The sequence below is a fragment of the Streptomyces sp. OfavH-34-F genome (assembly GCF_022347745.1).
Lineage (GTDB): Bacteria > Actinomycetota > Actinomycetes > Streptomycetales > Streptomycetaceae > Streptomyces.
In genome coordinates this window covers 1-25,606 of the sequence record NZ_JAKRGC010000010.1, presented here as the reverse complement: position 1 = coordinate 25,606, position 25,606 = coordinate 1, and the positions used below count along the sequence as shown (strand labels likewise).

Below are 25,606 nucleotides of genomic sequence, written 5' to 3'. Positions count from 1 at the left end.
GTCTTCAGCCTCCGAGTCCGGACGACAGGTTGGTCTTCGTCAGGCGTTGGGTGAGATAGGTGGCGAGGAAGGAGACCAGAGCGATGACGAGCACCACCGCGTTGGCCATCTGGTCGTAGGCGTAGTCGACCAGGTTGATCGACAGCGTGGTCAGCAGCTGGGTGCCGGTGGTGGTGAGCATGATGACGATGCTCAGTTCCTTGAGGCCGGAGATGAACGGCAGGATGACGCCGGTCGTCAGAGCGCCCCGCTGGATCGGGATGATGATCTTGCGGAGCCGGGTGAACCAGCCCGCGCCGGAGATCTGCGCGGCCTCCTCCGGTTCCCGGCCGAGCTGGGTCATCGCGCTGATGCCCGACCGTGAGGCGTAGGGGAGGTGGGTGACGGCCAGGACGAGCACGAGCAGGCTGACCGAGCCGTACAGGGCGGGAACCGGCCCCCGGCGTACGGCGAACAGCGAGAGGAAGGCGGCGGCGAAGGCGATGCCCGGCACCATGTACGGGAGGAAGCTGATCTGCCGCAGGAGCGAGCCGGTCCTGCCGTTGCCGGCGCGGACCACGACGTAGCCGACGAGCAGGCCCACCACGCCGCAGATGAGGGCGGCGAGGCCGACGATGCGCAGACTGTTCCACGCGGCTTCGTAGAGCTGGCTGCCCCGCAGCACCCCGTGCGGGAAGCCCGGGGCGCCGGGCAGATGGCCGCCGATCCAGTACTTGAGGGTGAAGTTGTCGGCGCGGAAGACGCCGGGGGTCTTGGTGACGGTGGACAGGGCGAGGGTGGCCACCGGGAGGACGACGCCCGCGGTGAACACGGCGAGGGCGGCACCGAGTGCGGGCCGGCGCCAGCGTCCGAGGTCGGAAACGCGGTCCATGGCGCCCTTGCCGCCCACCGTGACGAACCGCTTCTGCTCCCTGGCGAGCCGGGTGTCGACGAGGATCACCAGGACCCCGACCACCACGATGACCGCGGTGAGCACGGCGGTGACGCCGCGCTGGTGGCTGTTGACCGCACGGAACAGCGAGGTGGACAGGAGGCTGTAGTCGACGGGCAGGCCCAGGATGTAGGGGGTGCCGAAGGTACCGAGGATGCGGCCGAAGACCAGCAGGACCGAGGACGACAGCGACGGAAGCATCAGCGGGAGGGTGATCCGGGCGGCGACCGTGCGGCGGCCGGCGCCCAGGATGCGGGCGGAGTCCTCCAGTTGGCTGTCGATGCGGCGCAGGGCATTGCCGAACAGCAGGAGCACGAACGGGTAGTAGTGCAGGCCCAGGCAGAGGATGATCGGCACCTGGCCGTATGCCAGCCAGTTCGGCGTGTGCACGCCCCAGGACTCCAGGATGCCGATCTGTCCGCCGGAGGAGTCGTTCTTGAACAGGGCCAGCCATGCCAGCGCGAAGGTCCAGGACGGCAGCATGTACGGCACGACGAGCGCGGTGGACAGCCTCTTGCGGCCCATCACGTTGGTGCGGGTCAGCAGCCAGGCCATGGAGCCGCCGAGGACCACGGCCACGACCGTGACGCCGAGCGCGACCACGACGGTGTGCAGCAGCGGCTCCCAGAACAGGATGCGGGCGACCGGTGAGCGGAAGACCCGCCAGAAGTAGTAGCTGGTGAGGCTGCCGGGCGCCTGGCGGGCCTGGCCCTCGTCGCCGTACTGCACCTGGGTGGAGTCGGAGAGCACCGCGATCAGCGGTGCCAGCACCAGGTAGAGGAGGGCCACGACGAGCAGGACGCCCAGGAGGTGCGTCGGCTCGTGCCGCAGGACACTCAGCCGGTAGCGCAGTCGGCTGATCCTGGTTCCCGCCGGTCCGTCGGCTTCGGGTGGGGCGGTATCGGGTGAACGGGTTGCGGCGGCCATACGCGGTTCTCCGTAACGTGTCCGTGTCCGTATGCGGGCCGGCGGGTCCGGGAGGACGCGCCGGCGGTCGGTCAGCCGTGGTTGAGGCGCCAGAGGTCCTGCGTCGGCTGCAGGTTGTCGAAGTCGCTCTTGAGTTGGGCCGGGTCGAAGACGAAGAGCTGCTTGTTCCAGTCGGTGAGGCCGTCGGGCAGGAACGTGCCCTGCTTCAGCGTCGGATTGCCCGGGAGACCGCCGTTGCCCAGCTGGGTGTCCACGCCGTCCTGCGTGAGCATGAAGTACACGAAGAGTTTGGCGGCGGCGGGGTGTTCGGTCTTCGTGGCGACGGCCGCGTACTTCGGGTACTGGTATCCGGACCAGGGCTGCATCCCGGCACAGACCCTCATGCTGTAGTTCTTCTCCTTGACGTCACGGAACTTCGCGTTGGACACCAGGGCGACCCGGTCCTTGGTCTGGTTCGGTGAGGCGACCGCCGCGGCGGCGTCGTCGTCCGAGGAGGTCAGGATGGGGCTGTTCTTGGCGAGCCCCTTGATCCACGCCTCCGCCGCCGAGTCACCGGGGGCCAGTTCCTTGCCGTACTTCGTCTTGTACGCCTGCCGCAGTCCGGCTTCGCCGCCGGACTTCAGCTGGTTGAAGAACTCGACGATGTTCGGCTTGCCCAGGGGGTCCTGCATGGCGACCTTGCCCTTCCAGGCGGGGTCGGCCAGATCCCAGATGTTCTTCACGGGGCAGCCCTCGGGAAAGAGCCGGGGGTTGTAGATCCACATGTTCCCCTTGGACAGCACCTGCAGGGGGTTCCGCCGGGAGGCGGGTATGTCCTGGGCGAGGCTGCCGGGTATCCAGGTGTAGACGACCTTCTGCGCCAGCAGCTGGCCGACGAGCGAGGGCCCGTCCTCGTAGAACGTGGCGTCGATGGTGACGTTGTCGGCCTGGTTCTCCCTGGTCATCTTCTCCAGGGTGTCGCCGACCTTGCTCTTGACCCCGGTGGCCTTGATGCCGTACTCGGCGGTGAAGGCGGCAGCGGTCTTGGTGATGTCACCGGTGCTGTCGTAGACGGTGACGCTGCCTTCCTTCTTCGCCTGGGCGACGAGTTTCTCCAGGTCGAAGCCGGAGTCGATCTGTGGCCCGGCGCCGGACGCGGCGCCGGTCTCGCCCGCGGTGCCCGTCGGGCCCGTGGACGGCGCGCAGGCCGCGGCGGCGCCGAGCGCGCCTGCGAGGACGAGGGAAACGGCGAGGCGCCGGCGCCGGCGGCCCGGGCCGACGACGGTTCCGAGAGCAGAGCTGCGCATGAGTTGACCTCCCGCGGTGTCCCGGTGGGAACCGGGCTCGATTGGCGTGGTCCGAGGCCAACGAGCACCGCTCGGCGACCTGATGCCGGACAGCTTCGACCTGCCCGAAGCACTATGTCAAGACATCAGGATCAAACCAGCACACATAATGTTCACCTCTCCGCAACGAGCAGGTCACCCGCCGTTTGCCGGGAGAGGCCATGACGCGACTCTTTATTTGTCAGCACATTCTTATGTAAGGTCCGTTCTCACTGATGAGGTGACTCACTTCCGTCAAGGAGGAACCATGCACAGACGCACCCGCCTGGCCGCCGGTCTCGCCGTGCTCGTGACCGGGCTGACCGCCGCGACCGCCACCGCGTCGACGCCGCCGCTCCCGGGCAACCACTCCGTCGCGCCCGTGTACGCGAAGGCCGAGACCCGGGCCCTCTTCGACGACGACGCCGGCGGCAACTCCAACGCCGACGACCCCGCGATCTGGTACAACTCCGCGCACCCCGGCTCCAGTCTGGTGCTGGGCACCGCCAAGGAGGGCGGTCTGGACGTCTACCGCCTGGACGGCTCGCTGGTGCAGTCCCTCCCCGCGCCGGCCGCGCCCGGAGTCGACTCCTCCCCCGGACGCTTCAACAACGTGGACGTGCTCACCGGAGTACGGTTCCCCGACGGCCGGCGCTCGGACGTCGCCGTCGTCACCGACCGCGGGCGCGACCGCATCCGCTTCTACCGGATCGACGGCTCCCGGCCCGGCGCACCGCTGACCGACGTCACCGACACCGCCGTCCCGCGCGCCTTCGCGGCCACCGAGGCGGAGGTCGACGACCAGTACACGGCGTACGGCACCGCGGTGTGGCGCGACGAGGACAACGGCCGCTCGTACGTGCTCGCCAGCCGCCGCCACACCCCCGATCTGGGGCTGTTCGAGGTGCGGGTCACCCGGTCCGGCACCGTCACCTACGACAAGGTCCGCACGCTCACCCTGCCGAGCACCTTCCGGACCCCCGGCGGCACCTGGAGCCCCTGCCAGGACCCGGGTGACGGTCCGCAGATCGAGGGTCTCGTGGTGGACGCCGACGAGGAGGACGTCTACATCGGCCAGGAGGACGTCGGCGTCTGGAAGGTGGACGCCGACCTCGACGACGACCCCGAACTCATCGACCGGACCCGACAGTTCGGGATACCGGCGGTCTACGACCCGGTGAGCGACGAGTGCGTGGCGGGCGCCGACCCGGGGTACGGCGGCGAGCACATCACCGCGGACACCGAAGGACTCACCCTGTTCCGGGGGCCCTCCGGCCACCAGTACCTGATCGTCTCCAGCCAGGGCGACTACACCTACTCCGTCTACGACACCTCGGACGACGACGAGTGGGCCGGCTCCTTCCGCGTGGCTCCCGGCGCGGTGGCCGACGGCTCCGAGGAGACCGACGGCATCGCCGCCACGGGCCGGGGGCTCGGCACGGCCTTCCCGAACGGCCTGTTCGTCGCGCAGGACGGCTACAACGCCCCGGCGTCCGGTGACGACGGCGACCGCACCGACACCAACTACAAGCTCGTCGACCTGTCCGACGTACTGCGCGCCGCCGGCGTGCGCTGACCGGACGGAGGGGGAGGGCGGCCGACACCGCCCTCCCCCTCCGCAGCGGGTCGCGCCCCGGCCGCGACCGGCCCCAGCCGTGAGAGAGGCTCCCCGTGACCGTCACCATCGCCCTGTGCGTCACCGCTGTCGCCTTCGTCTTCATCTGCGGTGCCAACGACGGAGGTGCCCTGCTGGAACTCGCCGTACGGCACCGCGGCCGCTCGGCGGGGCTGCTCCTCACCCTCCTCGTGCTGGCCGTCGGACTGGGACCGGACCTCTTCGGGCTCGCCGTCGCCCGCACCTTCACCGGCCATCTCGGCGAGGGGCCGCCCGACGCGGCGCGGCTGGTCTTCCTCGCGGGCGCCGGCGCGTCGGTCGTGCTGGTCCTGCTGCTGGCCTGGCGGGGCGTTCCCACCTCGCTGACCCTGGCCGTCCTGGGCGCACTCGCCGGGGCGGACGTCGCCCTCGGTGTCCGTCCGGCGTGGGGCAGCCTGGGCATGGTGCTGGCCGTCGGCGTCGCCGCGCCGCTGGTGGGGGCGGGAGCGGGCTGGTTCATCGGCCGCGCGATGCGTCTGCTGCCCTCGCTGCACGGGATGCCGCGGATCGTGAGCGGTCTGCAACTGACGGCGTACGGCTGCCAGTGCCTGGCCTACGCGGCCAATGACGCACAGAAGATGTTCGCGGTGGTGGCCGTCGCCTTCGCCGGAGACGTGCTCATGCCGCAGCCCTGGCAGGCCGGTGACGTCATGGTGGCCGCGGTGTTCGCGGCGGGCGCCGTGCTGGGTGCGCGCCGGGTGGCGCGCGGGGCGACCAGCCGCCTGCTGACCACCCGGCCCTGGCAGGTGATGTCCGCCGAATTCGCTTCGTCCGCCGCGGTGTTGTCCACCGCCGGATTCGGCATGCCGGTCAGCATGACGCAGTCGGTCGCCGGCGGACTCGTCGGCACCGGCGTCAGCGAGGGCGGCCGGCGGGTGCGCTGGCAGTACACCCTTCCCCTGCTGACCGTCTGGCTGGTCACGCTGCCGGCCGGTTTCGTCGCCGGCGCGCTGGCCGGCCTGATCCTCAAGGGAGCCGTCTCATGGTGAGCGCGACCGTCCGCCGCGTCATCGGCGATCTCACCGGACGCACACACCGCACGACCGTCGGCCTGCTGACCGCGCAGCTGGACGCGACCGTCCGGGGCGTGGACCTCGCGGCGGACCTCGCCGCGGGGCGCGTCTCTCCGCCCGAGGCACGCGAGCGCATGGCGGGGGTGGAACACGAGGGCGACGAGCGCCGGGCCGCGCTCGTCGCGGAGTTGTCCGCGGCACTGACCACGCCGCTCGACCGTGAGGACCTCTACCGCTTCTCCCGGTCCGTCGACGACGTCCTCGACGGCCTGCGGGATCTGGTCCGGGAGACCGATCTCTTCGGCCTGCCCGGAAACCCGGCCGACCTGCCTGCCCTGCGGGCAGTCCGTGAGGGCCTGATCGCCCTGCGCGAGGCGGTCGGCGCGCTGACGGGCGCCCCCGCCCAGGTGCACCAGGGAGCGATGGCCGCCCGGAAGGCCGCCGGACGGGTGCGACGCGCGTACCAGGAAGCGATAGCCGCGCTGCTCCGCGAGGAGGTGCGCGTCGACACGCTCGGCCGCCGGGAACTGCTGCGCCGCCTCGACGGCATCGGGCGGCGCCTCAAGGACGCCGCCGCCGACCTGTCCGACGCGCTGCTCAAGCGGGGGCACTGATCCCCGGGACGCCGGACCGCCTCTCGCGCAGGGCGCGTTCGCGCGGCCCGGTCCGTCCGGGATCAGTGCGCGGAGACCGTCATCTCGAAGGCGTAGCGGGAGGCGCGGTAGACGTGCGCCCCGTACTCGACCGGTTTCCCCGAGCCGTCGAACGCGGTGCGGGTCATGGTGAGCAGCGTCGCGCCCCTGGCCTCGTCGAGCAGTTTGGCCTCGGCGGCCGTCGCCTTGCGGGCTCCGATGGTCTGCTCGGCGCTGCTGAGGACGACGCCGGACCGGCGCAGGAGCTGGTACAGCCCGCCGTCGGCCAGCGAGTCGGCGCTCAGCTCGATCACGCCCGGCGGCAGGAAGTTGTGCAGCAGCGCGATCGGCTGGTCCTCGGCGAGGCGCAGGCGCTCGACGGACAGCACCGGGCTGCCCTCCTCCAGGCCGAGCGCGGCGGCGGGGGCGGCTGCGGCCGGAACGGTCTCGACGGAGAGCACCCGCGTGGACGGGCGGCGGCCGTCCCGCTCCAGGTCCTCGTAGAGGCTGGTGAACTCGACCTGTCGGCGTATGCGATTGGCGACGACCTGCGTGCCCACGCCCCGCTTGCGGGCCAGCAGGCCCTTGTTGACGAGGTGCTGCATCGCCTGGCGCATGGTCGGGCGGGAGAGGCCGAACTCGTCGGCCATCAGGATCTCGTTGCTCAGCCTGGTGCCGGGCGGCAGGTCACCCGACTCGATGAGGCTCTGCAACTGCTGGGCGAACTGGAAGTAGAGGGGGACCGGGCTGCTCCGGTCGATCGTGATCTTCTTCGTGAGCGATTCCACGTCACCCTCCCGCGCTGTGCTGCCGACACCTGCCAGTATGCCTCACTCCACATTAGATTCGTACGTCTTTATGTCTGAACAAACCCTTGTCCTTGGCCCGGCCCGGGGATAGAAATCAGCTGGGCCGTTCCAGGCTCGTCCCCCCGCCCGCTCGAAAGGCTCGCACATGCGTATCGGACTCATCGGCACGGGCCGCATCGGCGCGTTCCACGCCTCCACGCTCGCCGCCCTCCCGGCCGTCACCGCGCTCGTCCTCCACGATCCCGACGCACGTTCCGCCCGTACCGTGGCGGACACCGTGGGCGGCGCGTGCGCCGGCAGCCTCGGCGGGCTGCTCGGCGCCGGACTGGACGGCATCGTCATCGCGGCGCCCACCGGCAGCCACGCGGAGCTGATCCTGGCCGCCCACCGCGCGGGGCTGCCCACCTTCTGCGAGAAGCCCGTCGCCTCCACGCTCGACGAGACCGACCGCGTGCTGGCGGCGCTGCGGGACTCGGACGTGCCCCTGCAGATCGGTTTCCAGCGCCGGTTCGACGCGGGGTACCGGGCCGCGCGCGAGGCGGTCGCGGCCGGGCGGCTCGGCTGGACGCACACCCTGCGGGCCTGCACCGCGGACCCGGCTCCCCCGCACCCGGGGTACGTGCCCGGCTCGGGCGGCATCTTCCGCGACTGCTCGGTGCACGACTACGACATCGTCCGCTGGGTGACCGGCCGGGAGATCACCGAGGTCTACGCCACCGGGGCCAACCGCGGTGACGCGTTCTTCGCCGCGGCCCAGGACGTCGACACCGCCGTCTCCGTCCTCACCCTGGACGACGGCACCCTGGCCACCTGCACCGCCACCCGGTACAACGGCGCCGGCTACGACGTCCGTCTGGAAGTCTGCGGCTCCGAAGGCACCCTGGTCGCCGGTCTGACGGAACAGGCCCCGCTGGCCTCGGCCGAGGGGAAGGTGTACCCGGCCGGCTCCCCCTACCCCGGGTTCATGGAGCGCTTCCGGGACGCCTACCGCGCCGAACTCGCCGCGTTCGCCGAGGTCGTGGCGGGCGCCCGCCCCAGCCCGTGTACCGGCGAGGACGCCCGGGCGGCCCTGGCCGTGGCCGAAGCCGCCACCCGTTCACGGGCCGAGGGGCGCCCCGTCCCGGTGTCCGCTGCCACCCGGGCGCACGTGTAGGGCGACGGGCGCCCGGGTGGCCGGGCCCCGCCCGTCAGTTCGCCGTCATGTCCGTACCGCCGACGATCCAGGAGGGCCACGCCTGGAGTCCTGAGGTGCCGCCGGGGAGCAGGTGGTACACGCGCCACAGCCCGGTTTCGTCCTGGGCGGTGACGAGCGCGGCGCCGTCCTGCGCGAAGGTCGCGTCGCCCAGTGCGGGTTCGAGGACCGTGCGCCGCGAACCGTCGATGGCGGACACCGCGTCCACCCGCCCGGGCGTCCCGGAGCCGGCGTCGGGGTCGTCCAGCACGAGATGGTCCCCGACGACGGCACGGAGCCGGTAGGAGCCGGCGTCGCCGAGGGCCTTGGGCTGGGTACCGGAAGGGGAGCCGACGCGTGCGGCGCGGAGCGTGTGGTCCGGCCCTTCGTCGACGGCGAACCACCGGTCGTTGTAGCGGATCTGGGCCGTGCCGGACAGGCCGGTGACGTACGGCGTGAAGGCGTACGTGGTGAGGTTGACGAGACCGGCCGTGGTCACGCCCTGGTAGCTGTAGCTGACGGCCATGTACTGCACGGAACCGCCCGGCTGGACCCGGCTCACCGAGGCGCCGGAGGGTATGCCGCTCACCTGCTGCCCGCCGATGACGTTCGCGACCGGCAGCAGGGCGCCGGCGCGCCATACCCGCAGGGGGCTGCCCCAGTTGCCGCCCGCCAGGACGCTCCAGCCGGTGGCGGCCCGGAACGACTGCCCGCTGGGCAGGTTGAACCGGGCCGCGTCCCCACTGGAACGGTGCACCTGCGACACGGTGGTGACGCCGCCCTCGGTCGTCACGGTGCTGCGCACGTCCGCACCGCTGGCCAGATCGCTCGGCTTCGCACTGGAGAGCGGGGGTGTCACGTTCTGGTAGGAGCCGGTCCGGGTGGTCGCCCCACCGTCCAGGCTGAAGTCGAAGGTGTGCGAACCCGCCCAGAGGTACGCCACCGAGGGCACGGACTCCTCCGCCACGGCACGGGCGGCCGGGACCGGCTGTTCGACGGCCGACGCGGTGGGCGCGGTGCCGAGCACGGCGGCCCCGAGCAGAGTGAGCGCGGCCAGCACCTTGAAGGATTCACGCGGGTGATTCACTGAGCCTCCGATTGCCGTCTCGTATCCCGTGCGGGCACCGGTGGCGCCCCCCGAGGCCAGCGAACCACGTGGATCGCAACCATGTGCGGCGATCACGGGAAACGGGCGGAGCACGGCCCCAGGCAAGGGCCGGGCCTCGCACACCGTGCCCGACGAGTGATCACAGGCCGGCCGGCGCGCTCAACGCCGAGGACATGGTCAGGCTGTCCCGCACCGACTGCGGAGGAGTTCCACACCGTCGCCCTCGAGGTCGTCGCAGTACGTCGCGCGTCCGGTCATGGCCATCACCAGGGCCAGGGTGGGGCCGGACACGAGCGGCCCGGATCCGGTCGTGAAAGGGCCGTCGGCCGCGACGAGTCGCAGGCCACCGATGCGTCCCTTGGCAACGACCACGAGGTCCGAGCCCTGGTAGTACTCGGCCACCTGAGTGACGACCTCGATCGGGTAGGGGCGACGGATGCCCAGCGGGTTCCGGATGTCTTCTCCGTGGACGATCGTCTCGCCCAGCATGGCGATGGGGGGCAAGGGAGGTTTGGTGCGGCTCGGTACGACAGCCCGGAACCGCTCAAGGGTCTCGGCCGGACCCGTGCCCAGTTGCTCGGCCAGCCGCATGGCCACCTGCTTGTCGAAGTCGAACCGGCAGCGGATCACCCCCGCCAGCCAGCGCACGGTGTTCAGGCTGGCGCCGGCGGTGAGATGCGCCAGCACCTCACGCACCGTCAGGCCGGAGCACAGCGACGGCGTCTCCCACTGTTCGGCCGTCAGCTGTCCGAGATCGGCTGCCAGTTCCGCCCGCTCGGTGTGGATCGCGGGCCAGACTCCGGCCTTGCGGCTGTGGTCTGTTGCCAGTTCCGGATCAGTCATGAGGTACCTCCTGGTAGGGGCGTGCTCGACATCGTGCCCGGTCCGGAAGCAGGTGGGTGTCCGGCAGAGCGTTCCTGAAGAGGACTCCCGCTCCGGAGCAAAGTAATCGCCGCGGATGATCTTTCCTCCGGCGATCGGCCGGCGGCGAGCGGCGCCTCCGCGACGATCCGCCGGCGCGAAGGCGCGGGACGGCTCCTGGCCCAACGAGGCGGCCCCCTGCGGAAATCTTCGCTATCCGCGTCACGAGCAGGACGCGGAGCCGACTGTGTTCGCTTTCGGCGAGATCGGCTGACCCGAGACCTGAGAATTCCCGTTGCGCGTGAGGCAGCGGTAGCCGATGAAAGGCGTAAGGGGGTGACCGGAGATTCCCTCAGTGGAGGTCATGGTTCCTGAAGGAATCTCCGGCCATTCCTCCCTGCTTCCCCGCACCGCTCCTCCCATGCCTGACCCACACCAGGATGTCGACGTGCGTGTGGGCCGCAACGACGCATCGTTGCGGCCCACACGCGGGGACCAGCCCGGTAGAGCGGTGGATGTCACCACCGATACCAACGGCCCCGCTTTCCATTCGCCGTCGGCCGGACGATGAATCCGAGCAGCCAGACCACCAGCACGATGATCGCTATCCACCAGAGCGCCTTCAATGCGAAACCCGCACCGAAGAGAAGCAGAGCCAGCAGAAGAACGAGAATAAGGGGAACCATGATTATCAACCTCCGAGACATCCTCTGCCCCCAAGGTGCGATCCCACTCCCCCCACTTTTGGAATTCCTCTTTCCGCCCGGAGCGGGGTGTCAGGGAGAGCTGTCGAGGGACCGGTCCGGCGTGTCACGGCGCCCGGACGGCAGTCACCTCCTGCGGGCGCCCCAGCCGTGGCCCACGCCCGCCACATGCAGAGCCAGGGCCGTGAGCCCCAGCAGCATCACGTTCGTCGAAGAGAACACGTCGTTGGTGCTGACCTCCGCCACGTTGATCAGGAACGAGACGAAGAACAGCACTGCCGCGACCATACCGAGCATCACAAGCTCCTCTCAGGGAAAGTGCACCCCCAGTACCCCGTCGCCGGGCACATAGGCGCTGTCGGCGGGCGGCTACGGCCGAGAACGCTCTCACGGCGGGCATCCCGGATCGGTATCGTCGTCGGCCGGTGAAAGCGGGGGCCGGAGTGATGGATGCGTACGGGGAGCGGCTGGGGCCGGGGGCGACGGTCGGCCACTACGTGGTCGAGCGGCTCCTGGGGTCGGGAGGCATGGGCCGCGTCTTCGTGGCGGTCTCCCCCACCGGCCGGCGCGTCGCGATGAAGGTGATACGCGAGGAGTACGCCGCCGATCCCCGATTCCGGGCCCGGTTCGCCCGCGAGGTGGAGGCGGCCCGGCGGGTCAGCGGGGCGTACACGGCCTCGGTGATCGACGCCGCCACCGAGGGCCCGCTGCTCTGGATGGCCACGCTGTTCGTACCGGGGCCCTCGCTCGCCGACCGCGTGGGGGACCGCGGTCCGCTACCGGAGCACGAGGTGCGCGTCCTGGCGTACGAACTGGCCGAGGCCCTGCGGGACATCCACCGGGTCGGGCTGGTCCATCGCGATCTCAAGCCCAGCAACATCCTGCTGACCGGCGACGGTCCGCGCGTCATCGACTTCGGCATCGCGCGGGTCAACGGCACCGAACGCCTGACCCAAACCGACGCCCTGGTGGGCACGCCGGCGTTCATGGCCCCGGAGCAGTTCCTCGCCCAGGCCCAGGCGGGGCCGGCCGCCGACGTCTTCGCACTGGGCGGGGTGCTCACGTACGCGCTGACCGGCGCGGGTCCGTTCGAGGGCGACAGCCCCTACGCGATCGCCTGGCACGTCGTACACGGCGAGCCCGCACCCCTCGCCGGGACAAGCCCCCTGCACGAGCTGATCGGCCGGTGCCTGGCCAAGGACCCCGCCGCCCGGCCGGCCCCCGCCGAGATCCTGGAGCTGCTCCGGGGCAGCACGATCCGGCCACCGGCGGTCTCATCCGCCGAGGACGCACCCCCGTCACCGGAACCCCAGCAGAAGGAGGAGGACGAGACCGGGCAGGATGCTGCCGCGTCCGGCCGCCGCCCGTGGCGACGGGTGGCCCTGGGGGCCGGGACTCTCGTGGTCTCGCTGACTCTCGGCCTGGTCGCCTGGCAGCAGTGGGGAACCGGTCGTACGGACAAGGGACAGGGCGCGTCCGGCGCCACGTCCTCGCCGACGGGGCCCGCCGTTACGGCGAGTTGGACGGCGAAAGTACCGTCGGACGTCGGTCACTGCACCGCCACCGGCGAACTGGTGCTCTGCGAGTCGCAGCGGGAGGCGGTCACCGCCTACGACGCCCGCACGGGAAAGAAGCGGTGGGCCACCCCGCGTACCCGGGACAACAGCATGATGCTGACCGTCTCGCCCAGGCGGTCACTGGTGATCGTCGCCGAGGGGAACAACTTCATGGACACCGGTGAATGGGAACGGCAGGTGCTGCGCGCCGTGGATCTGGCCACCGGCATCGACCGGTGGAACGTCAAGGCTCCGATGGGTACGTCAGCGGTGCTGAGCGGTACCGACCTCGTCGTGGGAAGCACCTTCGGTATCAGCGGCAGGAACATCGAGACGGGCGCCGCGATCTGGAACCGGACCACGCCGAGCAGCGCGGCCACCTACCCCAGAATGGTGGCGGGTGCCGTCCTCAACCTCCGTCCCGGCCCCACCGCGCAACGGCCCCGAGCGGTCGTGGAGCGCATCGATCCGCATACGGGCGACGTCCGCTGGAGCCGCGACCTGCCCTCCCCCGCCGTGTCCTGGGCGCACCAGTCCGACAAGGACTCCGTCGGCATCGAGATCTGGAACGACGACTCGACCCGCATGAAGGAGTACATGCGTTTCGACACCGACGGAACGCGGCGGGCGAGCCACGAGATCGACCCGCCGCAGACCGCCGGCGAGGAACCCGACACCGTCGTCTTCGGCCCCACGTGGAAGGTGGTGCGGGACCGGGTGAAGGGCCGCTTGGTGGCCACTGGCCTGGAGGACGGCAGGGTGCGATGGCAGGTGCCGATCGCCGGGTCGGACGCCGATCCGTACATCGACGCCAAGGGCCGCGTCTACGTGCTCAGGGCGAACCGCTCGCTCGTCTGCCTGGACGGCGCCGACGGGCGGGAGCTGTGGCGGTCGAAGCCCGTCCGGACCTCGGAGCCCCGACCGTCCGGCGGCGGATCGCACCTGACGGTCCGGGCCGACGGTGTCGTCTACGCGGCCGTCGGGAAACGCACCCTGGCCGCCTTCGAGCCGCCGGGCCGTGCGAGCGCCACCGGGTAGCACCGGTTCCGGGCGAAGGCGGAACGGGTTCGCCGGGTGTGCTCACGGGGTGCGCCGGGCGGAGCTCTTGAGCCGTTCGGCGAAGGCTTCGACGAGACCGCGAAGCTCATCGGGGCGCTCGATGACGAAGGGCCGGTCCAGCGAGGCGAGGACGGCGGGCAGCCAGTCGAGCCGTTCGACCCGCAGGGCGACCCGGCACCAGCGCTCGGTGTCCGGTTCCGCACGGCCCGGGGAGGGAAGTTCCTCCACGATGGCGACGCCGGCGGGGAGCCGGGTGTGGATCTGCTCGGGCGTGCCCTGAATCCGCACGGTCACCTCGTGCCGGTACGGAGCCGTGGCGAGCCCGGTCAGGACGCGCTGGGCAGGGTCGGGTCCGGCGGGCGGTTCGAATGAGCCGGGCAGGATTCTCGCCTCCGTGACGCGGTCCAGCCGAAACGTCCGGTCCTCACCTGTCGTGAGATCCGCGGCCGTGACGTACCAGCGGCCCGAGTGGGAGACGACCCCGTACGGGTGCAGGGTGCGTGCGCTGTGCCTGCCGTCGGCGGCGGTGTACCGGATCGAGACCGGCCGGTGATGGCTGACCGCGTCGGCGATGGCGAGCAGCACCGCGGACTGCGGTGCGGCTGTCTCGCCGGGCGGATCGGTGAAGGCAAGGGCGCCGAGGACCGCGTCGAGCCTGTGGCTCAGCCGTTCGGGGAGCACGCGCCGGATCTTGGCCGTCGCCGTCTCACCGGCCGTGGACACGGCTGTCGTCAGTCCGGCTCTCCGGCCTGCGATCAGGCCGAGCAGCACGGCGAGCGCCTCGTCGTCGCTCAGCATGAGCGGGGGCATGCGGTAACCGGGGGCGAGGCGGTAGCCGCCATAGCGGCCTCGGACGGACTCGACGGGGATGTCGAGGTCGAGGAGGTGACCGGCATAGCGGCGGACGGTGCGTTCGTCGACGCCGAGCCGTCCGGCCAGTTCGGTCACGGTGCGGATGCCGCCCGACTGCAGAAGCTCCAGCAGGGCGAGCACGCGGGCGGCGGGGCGAGGCATACCTCGCATCCTCCCGCATATACCGGGCGGGTTCCGCCCGGTATCAGTCGTACGGTGAAGCCCTCAGCACGTACAGAACGGAAGAAATCCATGAATTTCGTCTCCATACGCATCATCACGGGCGACGTGGCCCGCCTCGTCGGCTTCTACGAGCGCGCCACCGGCGTGTCCGCCACCTGGTTCACCGAGGACTTCGCCGAACTCACGACCCGCTCGGCCACCCTGGCGATCGGCAGCACCCGCACGGTCGGCCTGTTCGCGCCCGGCTCCGCCCGTCCGGCCGACAATCGCAGCGTCATCCTCGAATTCCTCGTCGACGACGTGGACGGCGTGTACAAGAACCTGAGGGGCTTCGTGGAGGACTTCGTCAACGAGCCCACCACGATGCCCTGGGGCAACCGCGCGCTCCTGTTCCGGGATCCCGACGGCAACCTCGTCAACTTCTTCACCCCCGTCACACCGGCGGCCATCGAGAAGTTCGCTCGCTGAGGCCGGCGCGGCTGCCCGGCTCGGCCGTCGGGGGCGGAGGACGGCTCGGGGTGTCCCCCGGTTCTCCGGCGGCTACTTGCCCCGGGTGTTCGCCAGGTACGCGGCGATACGCGCGGGGTCCTCCTCGATGCGGTCCAGGATGGCCTCCGCCGTGTCCCGGCGCCGTGTTCCCAGCTCCCGATAGACGAGCCAGAGACCGGTGCGGGCGGCCTGCCGGCAGCGGTCACCGAGATCGGTGTTGCCCAGGGCATGCTCGTCCCTGTCCGGCTCGCCCGTGACGATCTGCCGGAGGAGTTCCAGAACGAGGTCGCGGGCGTCCGGGGACAGTTCGCCGAGCAGCCCCGCTAGGAGTACGGGGACCGTGGGGAGGGCGGCGCTGTGCAATTGCCCCTGCACCACGACCACGTTTTCCAGGTCCCAGTAGGCCGCCATGGCCTCGTCCTCGTCCGAGGCCGCCAGCAGACGACGCAACGCGCCGGGTACGTCACGGGACCGGTCGCCCAGCGTCCGGAAGCCTGCCCAGTCCGTACGAGCGATCTCCACCTCGGCCAGGTTCCTGTTCACCGGTCGCTGCTCCTGTTCTCGTGCTCGTGAAGGGGCACGAGTTCGCCGATCGCGACGCCATGATCACCCGTGACACCGCACGATCATGTCACCCCCGGCCAGGAGGAGACCGGCGAGGCCGCCGCCGCTTCCACCGCCTCTGCGGATCAGTGCCCGGCGCGGCCGGTTCCGGCGACTGCCCTGTGCAGGGTGGAGGTCAGGAAGGTGACGAGACCCGTCGCGGCCGCGCTCCCGAGCATCACCATTCCCGCACCGACCACGAACAGACCGCTCGCGTCGTCCGACCAGTCGTAGGCCGCGGCCAGGGTCAAACCACCTGAGATGCCGAGCACCGCGGCTCTGCCGTGCCCCCGCAGCGCCGCCCAGCACACCGGTATCAGCAGACCCAGCGCCAGCCCGGCCACCTGCCACGCCTCGTAGGGGCCGGTCGTGGAACCGTCGGGATGCACGTCACGGTGCTGGTCCCATCCCAGCCAGGACGCCCACATCGCCACCGCCACACCGGCGAGCAGCACGATCGTCATGGACAGGGGCGCGGGGTTTCGCTGTTCGTTCGTCATGGCCCCAGCCTCCCGGCACTTCCCGGCCCGCAGCAGAGCGAAGGTACTCAGCCGTACCCGAGTAGAAATCCCCGCGCGACCACGCACCACAGTGCACGAGCGTCGCCCTCCCCGTCCCTCCGTGCCTGCTCAGCGGATGAGTTCACGCCGTGTTCACTGTGCAACCTTCTTTCCTTCGTAAGGGTCTTCCTTGCGAGCCTCGTACCTCGTACGCCATTGGCTCGATGTATGCGACCAAGGAGAATTTGTGGGCAAACGCACCACGCTGGCCCTGGCTGTCTGTGCTGTCACGGCACTGACGGGCGGCATGGCCGTCGCAGCCCCCAGCGGCACGTCCGCGGGGGCCGCCGGAAGTACGGCGGCGACGACCGTGCGTGAGGACTTCAACGGCGACGGCTATCAGGACCTTGCCGTCGCCGCTCCCGCCGCGACGGTCGCCGGCCACTCCGGGGCCGGCTATGTCACCGTCAGCTATGGATCGGCGAAGGGTCTGAGCAAGGCGAAGACCACGGTCATCGATCAGAACACCGCGGGCGTGCCGGGCGCGCCCGGAAAGAATCACGGCTTCGGCTACCGGTTGGCCGCCAGGGACCTCGACCACGACGGGCTGACCGATCTCGCTCTGGTCACCCATGAACGGTTCATGGGCGAGGGCTATGCCATCAACGGGTCCGTCATTCTGCTGTGGGGCAGGACCAGCGGCATCACCGGGAAGGGTGCGGCCCGTATACCGACCTTCCCCGACTACCAGATCGGGGACGACCTCACCGCCGGTGATTTCGACGGTGACGGCGCGACGGACCTGATGATGCTCAACGGAGACGACGGGTGGCAGCGCGACGTGCTGTACGGCCCGTTCACCCGTACCGGGAAGCCCGCCCGCGAGCGGGGGATCTTCATGGCCGATACGAACAACCGCATGTCGGACACCGCTGTCGGTGACTTCAACGGCGACGGCATCGACGACCTGTGCACGTTCTTCGTGTACGAGGGCAAGGCCCTGGGCGGCAAGCTGTGGCTGGGTACCCGCAAGGGCCTGTCCACGAAGTCGATCCCGCTCCCGAGCGCCTCGGCCGCCGCGGTCGGTGACTTCGACAAGGACGGCAGGGACGACCTCGCGACGCGGGTGATCCCGAAGGGCAACACGGACAACCTGTCCACCGATGCCGGAACCATCAAGATCTACTACGGTTCCGCGTCCGGGCTGAGCACCACCCGGACGAAGACGATCACCCAGGACACCGCGGGCGTACCCGGGGTGAGCGAGAAGGGCGATCAGTTCGGCGCGCGGCTGAGCGCGGGTGACGTCAACGGCGACGGTTACGCCGACCTGGCCGCGGGTGTGCCGTTCGAGGCCATCGGGACGACCAAGGCGGCGGGCGCGGTGGTGCTGCTGAAGGGCCGGGCCGGTGGTCTCAGCGGTACCGGTTCGCAGTCCTTCCACCAGGATTCGGCCGGGGTGCCGGGGGTGGCGGAGGCCGGTGACCACTTCGGCGCATCGGTCCGGCTGCTCGACATCAACAAGGACCGCAAGGCGGACCTGATGGCCGGTGCTCCCGACGAGAACCTCGGCACCGTCGCCGACGGCGGTGCGGTGTGGTCGCTGCGGGGTGTCTCCTCGGGCCTGACCGCGAAGGGCTCCTTCGCCTTCAACCCTGTCGACCTGGGTTCCCCGGTTCTCAAGGCCCGCTTCGGCCTGAACCTGGCCAACGACAACGGCCCCGGCATCGGCTGACGTACCTGCCGATAGCGGGGTGGTGCCGGGCCTCGGCCACGTAACGGCACCACCCCGCGCTGTGCCTCGGACGAACCGTGTCGCGGCGAGGGCTGCCGCGACACGGTTCGTCCGTCTCGGACTTCCCGAGCCGCCGAAGGGCGCACCTCCTTCATCAGGGATTCCGCTCGTCGCGGCCTGGTCAATGCCGGGCTGAGGTTGCGGCGAGGCTTACCCTCCGGGGGTACGTGCAGGAAGTGGTGACTGTCGCGGTGCCGGGACCGCCGGACTCGATCACGCGCGGCAGGAGACGGAGGAGGCGCCCTGATGCCCTACGACCGCACCGTGACCGTCGAGGGACCGTTCGACCGGGTCCAGCAGGAGGTCCGCAGCGCCTTGGCCGACCAGGGTTTCGGCGTGCTGACCGAGATCGACGTACAGGCGACCCTGAAGGCGAAGCTCGATCACGACATGGAGCCCTACCTGATCCTGGGCGCCTGCAACCCTTCCCTGGCCCACCGGGCGCTGGAGGTCGACCGTTCCATCGGGCTGCTCCTGCCCTGCAACGTCGTCGTGCGAGCCGATGGCGACGAGGTGGTCGTGCAGGCCTTCGACCCCAACGCCATGGTCTCCCTCACCGGCCTCGACGCCCTCGCGCCCGTGGCCCAGGAAGCCACCCGCCGGCTCGACGCCGCCCTCGCCGCCGTGGAAGCCGCCGGGCAGGACCGCCAGGGCGGCTCCGCCTGAACCGGCGACCTGCGGTGCGCCGCCTCTCGCGGGCAACCCGCCCCGCGCTCTGTCGCGTGCTCGACGCCGATGGCCGACGGCAACCGTCCGTCTGTCCGCCCTCGACCATGGACGTGCCCCTGATCACGCACTCCAGCAGGTGTGTACCTCGCGTGTCGGGGTAGTGGCCGGAAGGTTGCGAAATTCGGCCAGGTACACGGGGGATTCATGAACCAGCAGGCGGCTTGTCACAGCGGCGACCAGATCCGGCACGGCGAAAGCCACACCATGCGCGGCAGCGCCGCGTACGACATGACGTCCGGTGCGATCGCCGATGCCCGCGGCTTCGTCCGCGACTTTCTCTCCGAGACCGAGGCATCACGCGGATGGCCGGTCTCCGACCGTGCGGCGGACATCGCGCAGCTGGTGGTCAGTGAGCTGGCCACCAACGTGTGCAAGTACGCTCCGGGGCCGTGTCTGCTGGACCTGGAATCCGACGGCGCCATGCTGAGCATCACCATGTGGGACTCCGGCGCGGTACTGCCCGCCGCTTCCCCCTCGGACCCGGCCCGGATCGGCCGGCACGGCCTGGAACTCGTCCTCATGGTCTGCCAGAGCTTCGAGATCCACCGCGCACCGGTCGGCAAACGCCTGACCGTCCGCATCTCCCTGGTCGACAGCCAGGAAGGCAGCCCTGCCGGCCACACCGCCTGGTAGCCCTCGCGCCGCACCCCAGCCTGCAATGACAGAAGTCTCAGTGGAAGGGAGTCTGGGGCTTCCATTCGATCAGGACGATGGTCGCGTCGTCGGTCAGTTCGTCGTGGTGGTGTGCGCGGATGTCGTGCATGAGCAGCCTCAGGATCTCGGCGGGCCGCTGCCCTGCGGTCGCGGAGCGGATGATGAAGTCGGTGAACCGGCCGAGGCCGAATTCGTCGCTGCCCCGGCGGGCCTCGGTGACGCCGTCCGTGTACAGCAGGACCCGGTCGCCGGGCTCCAGGGTCTGCTCGTGCACCGGGCGCGCGGTGCCGGGGGTGGAGAGCAGGGAGTCCAAGCCCATGGGCGGCTGCGGGGGACGTTCCAGCGCCTTGTCGACCACGCGCTGATCGCGGATCAGCAGAGGCGCGGGATGGCCGCAGTTGCACCAGCGCAGCACGCCCGTGTCCGTGTTCAGCTGGCAGACGACGCCGGTGCAGAACTGCTCGGGCAGCCAGCGGGCGAGCTCCTGGTCGACGGTGCCCACCATCTCGGGCAGGTCCGCGCCGGAGCGACGGGCGTTGCGCCAGCACGCCAGGGCCACGGCCGTGGTCAGGCCGGAGGCGAGGTTGTGGCCCATGGAGTCGAGGATGCCCGCATGCAGGATGTTGCGGGTCAGGGAGTGGTCGAAGGCGTCCCCGCCGAGTTCGTAGGCGGGTTCCAGGACTCCGGCGGAGGTCACCGAGGTGGTGCCGATGCTGCGGGGAGGCAGGAAGGCGCGGAGCATCTCGGTGTGCGTGTGCATGTTCTTCGTGCGCGTACGGGAGACGAACCAGTCGCTGTAGGTGCGCTTCGACGTGATCACCAGTGCGAGGGCGTGAGCCAGCAGATGGCAGCGGCGCAGGCGCACGGCGTCCATCGTGCCGGGGCGCACGCCGAGTACGCCGAGGCGTTCGGCGCCGTCGATCAGGGGAACCCAGACCACGAGTTCGTTCTGGTCTTCTTCCACCCGCACCGAAACCGTGCGGTAGGCCCATCCGGCGCTGCTGTCGTCCACCGGCAGCCAGGCGTCCTGATCGTCGAGGGGCACCAGTACCTGTTGCTGCAGGTCGACCAGGTAGGTGGTCGCGCTGCCCAGTCCCATCGCCCGGGCGCAGCGGTTCACCACGCCGGGCAGCCGGTAGGGGACGCTCGCGTGGGCCTCGGCGAGCAGTCCTTCCAGGAGCCGCTCGTCCGGCCACGGCTCGGTCACATGGTCACGCTCGTCCGTCACGGCGCCGCCTCCACTTCATCCGCCCACTCTCACACCTCTCCGTCCCCGGGCCCATCGGCCTTGCCGCAGATGGAGCACCGCGTCCTCCTTCAGTGCGGTTCGGGCCCCCGCCGGCATGCCGGTGTCGAGGAGCCGGTGGGCGCGGACGTTCGCGGAGTGTGCGAGGGGGTGGTCACCGGACCACGTCGCCTACAGCTCTGCGGGTGAATCGGGCAGGAGTCCGGCGAAATCGATGACGTCGGGGCGGGTGTCCGCGGCTAGGAGGAGGAGCCGTGCCGGCTGGTCCTGGAGTCCGGTGACCGTGATGCGGCGTCTCGCGGCACCTGCCGGCGTGGATGAGGGGACGAAGAGGTGGAGGCCCGTGACGTCCATGAAGAATGTGCCGCGCAGGTCCCATTGCAGATCGGTCACGTGGGGCGGGAGTGCGTGCACAGCAGTCCGCAGGGGGACGAGTGTGTCGGCGTCGATGTCCCCGCGCGGGGTGATGCGTGCGGACGTGCCGTTGATGACGGTGGTGATGTTCATGGTGGGCGCGCCCCCCTTCGGGGGTTGTCGAGCCCAAAGGCGGAGCCACCCCCGCTACGGGGGGCTACGACGATGGCAGGGGCCGGGTGCCCGTGGTGGGGGCAACGCCCGCTCCCTGAAAGGCCGCCACCCGTGGGAGGGGGCGGCGGTCGGTCTCGTTGTCAGCCCACCGTCGCACATCTGTACCCCGTCTGGCGAGCCTCGCCGGGACGGGGAGCGCCCGCTTCCTACTCGGGGCGGCCGTCGGCGAGCCACTGGGCCACGCCGCGCAGCCCGACCGACCAGCGCCCGAGGTCGGTCACCTCGTCGTGCCCGGTGACGACGGTGAGCAGCTCGGCCACCGCCTCGTCCGGCCGCCGCGCATCGTTGAGGGTGAGCGCGCGGAAGACGCGGACGGCGTCGGAGTCGGGAAACTCCGTGCGGGCGCGGTCGAGCACTGCCAGCGACTCGTCCAGCTCGCCCAGCCACCTCAGGGTGCTCGCGTACTGGCACAGGCACCGGCGCAGCACGTCACCGTGGAGGCCGAGGGCGAGCGCGCGCTCGTAGTAGCCGCGGGCGGTGTCCTCCTGGCCCGCACTGTCGTAGGCGCCGCCCACCTCGAACACGAGGACCGGGTGGTCCGGGTGCTCGGCGAGCAGCGCCTGGAAGTAGGCGATCGTCGGCGCCATGTTCGCCCGGTCGCGCTGGTCGTAGCCGCGCCGGATCGCCTCGGCCAGTTCGGGTGTCACGTCGGTCGTCACTACTGGGCCCCCACGCCTACGAGTCCGAAGATCGTCCCACCGTACCGAAGCCCCGCCCGCGGGCGCCTTCTCGTGGGCGAGATGGTGCGGGCGAGGTCCGGAATCAACGGCGGGTCCGTGAGCCGGCCGTCATCCGGTTCGACCCGCACCACCCGGCGTGCGGTAGTAGCTCAGGAACATGTCCACGCCGCGTTGCACCAGGCGTTCCGCGAGGTCGGGGGCGAGGCGTTCGCCGTAGCCGCTGTGGACGATGTGGGGGTAGAGGACCAGCGCGTAGAACTGCAGGATCGCCACCTGCATGTCGGGGATGTCCAGGTCCTCGCAGCGTCTCAGGGCGACGGCGAGGGGTTCGGCGAAGCGGTCCGGTCCCTGGGCGCGCCAGGCGCGGCCCAGCTGGGGGAAGCGGTGGGATTCGGCGGCGATGAGCGCGCGCAGCGCCAGCACCTCGTCCTGGGCGATCCCCTCCACCCAGCCGTGCGCCGCGGCGACGAGCACGTCGCGGATGTCCTCGTCCGCCGCCAGCCGCCGGTCCATCGCCCGGGCCGAATCACCCAGGGCCTGTTCCAGGGCGTCGCCGACCACCTCCGTGAACAGGTCTTCCTTGCCGTCGAAGTGGTTGTAGATCGTCACCTTCGACACGCCGGCCTCGGTGGCGATCTGGTCCATTCCGACGCCGAAGCCGTGGCGCAGGAACTGCTCGCGGGCAGCGCCGATGATCGCGGTGCGCTTGCGGGCCGCGCGCTCCCCTGACGGCTTCCGCTTGGTCGTGGAGTCCTTCATCGGCCGCATCCTACCAAGGATCTGAACTGTACAGTTGAGTTCACATGAACTGAACGGTACAGTTCACGGCGTTCCCGCGGCGGCCCACCGTCACGCGGGCCCTCATGGCACACCTGCCCCGATGGCACACCTGCCCCCGAACGAGACAACGGAGTTGATCCCATGAGCCCCATCGATGTCCTCGCCCTTTCCGGCAGCCTGCGCGCCGACTCCCACAACACGGCCCTGCTGCGCGCCGCACGGGCCATCGCCCCCGAAGGCGTCGCGATCGACCTCTACGCGGGGCTCCGGGACATCCCCCCGTACGACATGGACCTCGACACCCCGGACCGGCGCCCCGCCCCCGTCGCTGAACTGCGGGCCCGCATCGCCGCCGCGGACGCGCTGCTGATAGCCACGCCGGAGTTCAACTACTCGATTCCGGGCGTGCTGAAGAACGCCCTGGACTGGGTCAGCACCGACTGGACCGGCACCGAAGGCTTGCCGCTGCGGCGCAAGCCGATCGCCCTGACGGGGGCCGCGCCGACCAGCTTCGGCTCCGTACGAGCACAGCTGGCGCTGCGCCAGGTGTTCCTCTGGACGGACTCAGACCTGGTCGTGAAGCCGGAGGTGATCGTCTTCCGCTCGCACGAGCGGTTCAACGAGGAGGGCAACCTCACCGACCCCACCACCCGCCGCCTGCTGGCGGAACTGCTGGACACTCTCGCCCACAAGGTCGAGGCGGCCCGGGCCGGCGTCCCGGCCGCGGTCTGCAGGAGAACGCCCACGATGAACGCACCGATCTCCTCCTCCCCCGCGACCACGGCGCCGTCGGCCGCATCCGTGCACGGCACGGTGGACGCGCGGTTCGCCGCCGTACGCGAGGAACTCGCCGCGGTGGCCCGCGAAGAACCGGGGCTGAGCGCGCAGCTGGCCGTACGGCTGCACGGGCGCCAGGTCGCGGACCTGTGGACCGGTCCCGGGGTCACCGGCGACTCCCTGTTCGCCCTGTACTCCTCCGGGAAGGGTGCCGCCCACCTCGTCACGGCGCTGCTCGTGCAGGACGGCGTGGTGGACCTCGACCGGCCCGTGGCCCGCGACTGGCCCGAGTTCGCCGCCGCCGGCAAGGCGGGGCTGACGCTGCGTGACCTGCTGGCCCACCGGGCCGGGCTCCTCGGCACACCCGAGGGGCTGAGCAGCGCCGAGCTGGCCGACGAACGGCGCCTGGCGGAGCTGCTCGCGCCCCTGCCCCCGGCTTGGGCGCCCGGCAGCGGCTACGGGTACCACGCCTTCACCGTCACGGCCCTGACCGGCGAAGTCGTCCGCCGCGTCACGGGCCGCACCCTCCAGGAGCACTACGCCGAACGGCTGCGCGTCCCGTACGGGCTCGACTTCCACCTCGGCCTCCCCGAGACCGAGGAGCCCCGCTACCTGCCCGCGCAGCCCGCACCCTCACCGGCAGCCGGTCCGGTGCCCGCCGGTCTGACCGCCCTGGCCTTCAACACGCACGCCGATCCGCCCACCGACCTGGTGGCGTACGCCAATACGCGGGGCGTACGGGCGGGCGGCTCGGCCTCCTCGGCGAGTGTAGGCACGGCACGGGGCCTCGCCAAGCTGTACGCGGCGGCGATCTCCCCGGTCGACGGTCGTGCGCCCCTGCTCGGCCCGGAGGTGCTCGCGGAGTTCACCACCCCGCACTCGCCGGGCGTCGATCTGGTCACCGGGGAGCGGGACCACTTCCTGCTGGGCTTCGAAGCGCAGGGCGTCCGCTACGGGTCGCTGAGCGCGCGGGCGTTCGGGCACAGCGGGGCGGTCGGCGCGCAGTCGTTCGCGGACCCCGCCACCGGCCTCGCCTACAGTTACACCCGCCGCCGCTTCACTCCCGGCGGCGGGGGCGGAGCGCCCGAGAACCACCGTCTCATCGCCGCGGTCACCGCCGCGCTCCGGGGAGAGGGCCGCTCCGCGCGGTGAAGGTCCGGCCCGGAACCGCCCCCTTGCGCCACGCGCGGAACCTTCGCGCTCAGCGTCGGGGAAGGCGGTGCAGGGTGACGTCGGTGAGGGCTCCGTCCACGACTGCGCACGTCATGTAGGTGCAGTACGGCTGACGTCTGCGGTCCGTCGGCGACCCGGGATTGAGCAGGCGCAGACCGCCCGGTGCTTCGGTGTCCCAGGGGATGTGGCTGTGGCCGAAGACCAGGACGTCCAGGTCCGGGTAGCGCGCGGCGCAGCGCGCCTCCCGGCCCGGGGCCGCTCCCGTCTCGTGGACGACGCCGAAGCGCAAACCTCCCAGGCGGACGCGGGCCACCTCCGGCAGTCTGGCCCGCAGTTCCGGGCCGTCGTTGTTTCCGTAGACGCCGACCAGGCGCCGGGCGCGGTGCTCGAACAGGTCGAGGGTGGCCGCGTCGACCCAGTCGCCGGCGTGAACGACGACGTCCGCCCGTTCCATCGCGTCCAGCAGTTCACCGGGGAGCTGTTTGGCGCGTCGGGGCACATGGGTGTCCGAGACGAGCACGAGCAGCACGGAAGCCTCCACGCGTGGTGTGGTGTCGTTGTCTGTTGTGGTGTCGTCGACGCTTGTCCGGCCGGGCGGCGCCGGCCCGGGCAGCAGTCTCCTCCATGGGGCCTCTTCTTCCCACGCGACGGGCCGAGCACCGTATACGCATCGGCTTCGTCAAGGACGGCTCCACGCCTCCCAGACCACCGTCAGCTCCGCGTCCACGGCCGGGGCGGCGGTGTCCAGCAGCCGGATCTGCGCGCCGGGCCCGGCCAGCTCCGCGCGGTGGTGGTGCGGCGGGCCGGGCGGGCGGGCCCGTGCGGCTG

The 25,606-nt window shown here is 70.9% G+C and carries 25 protein-coding genes and 1 pseudogene; 10 read left to right on the top strand and 16 right to left on the bottom strand.

The features are described from left to right. Positions 1-4 precede the first annotated feature (4 nt). Both MHW47_RS03960 and MHW47_RS03955 read right to left on the bottom strand, forming a co-directional pair. Entirely contained in the window at positions 5-1,858 is a 1,854-nt protein-coding gene (locus MHW47_RS03960; RefSeq protein WP_239221195.1) for an iron ABC transporter permease, read from the bottom strand. Between the two features lie 71 nt (positions 1,859-1,929). After that, positions 1,930-3,144, bottom strand: coding sequence for an ABC transporter substrate-binding protein (locus tag MHW47_RS03955; RefSeq protein ID WP_239221194.1), 1,215 nt, complete (start codon positions 3,142-3,144; stop codon positions 1,930-1,932). Between the two features lie 286 nt (positions 3,145-3,430). Here MHW47_RS03955 and MHW47_RS03950 point away from each other — a divergent pair, with 286 nt between their 5' ends. The 3 genes from MHW47_RS03950 (at position 3,431) to MHW47_RS03940 (ending at position 6,443) form a co-directional block, all read left to right on the top strand. Then, entirely contained in the window at positions 3,431-4,738 is a 1,308-nt protein-coding gene (locus MHW47_RS03950; RefSeq protein WP_239221193.1) for a phytase, read from the top strand. 95 nt (positions 4,739-4,833) lie between these two features. After that, positions 4,834-5,805: an inorganic phosphate transporter gene (locus tag MHW47_RS03945; protein WP_239221192.1), complete on the top strand. Its 972-nt coding sequence runs from the start codon at positions 4,834-4,836 to the stop codon at positions 5,803-5,805. Further along, entirely contained in the window at positions 5,799-6,443 is a 645-nt protein-coding gene (locus tag MHW47_RS03940; RefSeq protein ID WP_239221191.1) for a DUF47 domain-containing protein, read from the top strand. Before MHW47_RS03945 ends, MHW47_RS03940 begins: the two co-directional genes overlap by 7 nt. Positions 6,444-6,505: 62 nt before the next feature. Here MHW47_RS03940 and MHW47_RS03935 read toward each other — a convergent pair whose 3' ends face one another. Further along, positions 6,506-7,249, bottom strand: a complete 744-nt coding sequence (locus tag MHW47_RS03935) for a GntR family transcriptional regulator (RefSeq protein ID WP_239221190.1) — start codon at positions 7,247-7,249, stop codon at positions 6,506-6,508. Positions 7,250-7,415: 166 nt separating this feature from the next. On the opposite strand from MHW47_RS03935, the gene MHW47_RS03930 reads away from it, so the two are divergent. After that, positions 7,416-8,423: a Gfo/Idh/MocA family oxidoreductase gene (locus tag MHW47_RS03930; RefSeq protein WP_239221189.1), complete on the top strand. Its 1,008-nt coding sequence runs from the start codon at positions 7,416-7,418 to the stop codon at positions 8,421-8,423. 34 nt (positions 8,424-8,457) lie between these two features. On the opposite strand, the gene MHW47_RS03925 is transcribed toward MHW47_RS03930, so the two are convergent. From MHW47_RS03925 to MHW47_RS03910, 4 genes are all read right to left on the bottom strand, one after another. Further along, on the bottom strand, positions 8,458-9,528 hold the full coding sequence (locus tag MHW47_RS03925; protein WP_239221188.1) for a hypothetical protein: 1,071 nt from the start codon (positions 9,526-9,528) through the stop codon (positions 8,458-8,460). A 198-nt stretch (positions 9,529-9,726) separates the two neighbouring features. Further along, a complete protein-coding gene (locus MHW47_RS03920) occupies positions 9,727-10,392 on the bottom strand; it encodes a maleylpyruvate isomerase family mycothiol-dependent enzyme (RefSeq protein WP_239221187.1) in 666 nt (221 codons plus the stop codon). Between the two features lie 536 nt (positions 10,393-10,928). Beyond that, positions 10,929-11,096 carry a hydrophobic protein gene (locus MHW47_RS03915; protein ID WP_239221186.1) on the bottom strand — a complete coding sequence of 56 codons (168 nt, stop codon included), beginning with the start codon at positions 11,094-11,096 and terminating at the stop codon, positions 10,929-10,931. 144 nt (positions 11,097-11,240) lie between these two features. Then, complete coding sequence (locus MHW47_RS03910; protein WP_239221185.1) at positions 11,241-11,411, bottom strand: hypothetical protein; 171 nt, start codon at positions 11,409-11,411, stop codon at positions 11,241-11,243. 149 nt (positions 11,412-11,560) lie between these two features. On the opposite strand from MHW47_RS03910, the gene MHW47_RS03905 reads away from it, so the two are divergent. Continuing rightward, complete coding sequence (locus MHW47_RS03905) at positions 11,561-13,708, top strand: protein kinase (RefSeq protein ID WP_239221184.1); 2,148 nt, start codon at positions 11,561-11,563, stop codon at positions 13,706-13,708. 42 nt (positions 13,709-13,750) lie between these two features. On the opposite strand, the gene MHW47_RS03900 is transcribed toward MHW47_RS03905, so the two are convergent. Continuing rightward, a complete protein-coding gene (locus MHW47_RS03900; RefSeq protein WP_239221183.1) occupies positions 13,751-14,743 on the bottom strand; it encodes a YafY family protein in 993 nt (330 codons plus the stop codon). A gap of 90 nt (positions 14,744-14,833) precedes the next feature. Between MHW47_RS03900 and MHW47_RS03895 the strand changes: the two genes are divergently transcribed. Next, positions 14,834-15,232 carry a VOC family protein gene (locus MHW47_RS03895; RefSeq protein ID WP_239221182.1) on the top strand — a complete coding sequence of 133 codons (399 nt, stop codon included), beginning with the start codon at positions 14,834-14,836 and terminating at the stop codon, positions 15,230-15,232. Positions 15,233-15,304: 72 nt separating this feature from the next. Here the strand turns inward: MHW47_RS03895 and MHW47_RS03890 are convergent, their stop codons facing one another. Both MHW47_RS03890 and MHW47_RS03885 read right to left on the bottom strand, forming a co-directional pair. Next, positions 15,305-15,796 (bottom strand): hypothetical protein, encoded by a 492-nt coding sequence (locus tag MHW47_RS03890; protein WP_239221181.1) that lies wholly within the window; start codon positions 15,794-15,796, stop codon positions 15,305-15,307. Between the two features lie 146 nt (positions 15,797-15,942). Next, complete coding sequence (locus MHW47_RS03885) at positions 15,943-16,356, bottom strand: hypothetical protein (RefSeq protein ID WP_239221180.1); 414 nt, start codon at positions 16,354-16,356, stop codon at positions 15,943-15,945. A gap of 247 nt (positions 16,357-16,603) precedes the next feature. On the opposite strand from MHW47_RS03885, the gene MHW47_RS03880 reads away from it, so the two are divergent. From MHW47_RS03880 to MHW47_RS03870, 3 genes are all read left to right on the top strand, one after another. After that, positions 16,604-18,091 (top strand): FG-GAP-like repeat-containing protein, encoded by a 1,488-nt coding sequence (locus MHW47_RS03880; protein WP_239221179.1) that lies wholly within the window; start codon positions 16,604-16,606, stop codon positions 18,089-18,091. A gap of 306 nt (positions 18,092-18,397) precedes the next feature. Beyond that, on the top strand, positions 18,398-18,817 hold the full coding sequence (locus MHW47_RS03875; protein ID WP_239221178.1) for a DUF302 domain-containing protein: 420 nt from the start codon (positions 18,398-18,400) through the stop codon (positions 18,815-18,817). 267 nt (positions 18,818-19,084) lie between these two features. Further along, complete coding sequence (locus tag MHW47_RS03870) at positions 19,085-19,513, top strand: ATP-binding protein (RefSeq protein WP_374230048.1); 429 nt, start codon at positions 19,085-19,087, stop codon at positions 19,511-19,513. 37 nt (positions 19,514-19,550) lie between these two features. On the opposite strand, the gene MHW47_RS03865 is transcribed toward MHW47_RS03870, so the two are convergent. From MHW47_RS03865 to MHW47_RS03850, 4 genes are all read right to left on the bottom strand, one after another. Continuing rightward, positions 19,551-20,762 (bottom strand): PP2C family protein-serine/threonine phosphatase, encoded by a 1,212-nt coding sequence (locus MHW47_RS03865; RefSeq protein WP_239221176.1) that lies wholly within the window; start codon positions 20,760-20,762, stop codon positions 19,551-19,553. A 189-nt stretch (positions 20,763-20,951) separates the two neighbouring features. Further along, complete coding sequence (locus tag MHW47_RS03860; protein ID WP_239221175.1) at positions 20,952-21,287, bottom strand: STAS domain-containing protein; 336 nt, start codon at positions 21,285-21,287, stop codon at positions 20,952-20,954. A gap of 227 nt (positions 21,288-21,514) precedes the next feature. Further along, positions 21,515-22,027 carry a tetratricopeptide repeat protein gene (locus MHW47_RS03855; protein ID WP_239221174.1) on the bottom strand — a complete coding sequence of 171 codons (513 nt, stop codon included), beginning with the start codon at positions 22,025-22,027 and terminating at the stop codon, positions 21,515-21,517. A gap of 129 nt (positions 22,028-22,156) precedes the next feature. Continuing rightward, a complete protein-coding gene (locus MHW47_RS03850; protein WP_239221173.1) occupies positions 22,157-22,807 on the bottom strand; it encodes a TetR/AcrR family transcriptional regulator in 651 nt (216 codons plus the stop codon). A gap of 162 nt (positions 22,808-22,969) precedes the next feature. Between MHW47_RS03850 and MHW47_RS03840 the strand changes: the two genes are divergently transcribed. Continuing rightward, entirely contained in the window at positions 22,970-24,757 is a 1,788-nt protein-coding gene (locus tag MHW47_RS03840) for a serine hydrolase (protein WP_308381361.1), read from the top strand. Positions 24,758-24,806: 49 nt separating this feature from the next. Here the strand turns inward: MHW47_RS03840 and MHW47_RS03835 are convergent, their stop codons facing one another. Beyond that, positions 24,807-25,307, bottom strand: coding sequence for a metallophosphoesterase (locus tag MHW47_RS03835; protein ID WP_239221230.1), 501 nt, complete (start codon positions 25,305-25,307; stop codon positions 24,807-24,809). Between the two features lie 150 nt (positions 25,308-25,457). Continuing rightward, a pseudogene (locus MHW47_RS35890) lies at positions 25,458-25,606 on the bottom strand (urease accessory protein UreD); the annotation flags it as partial.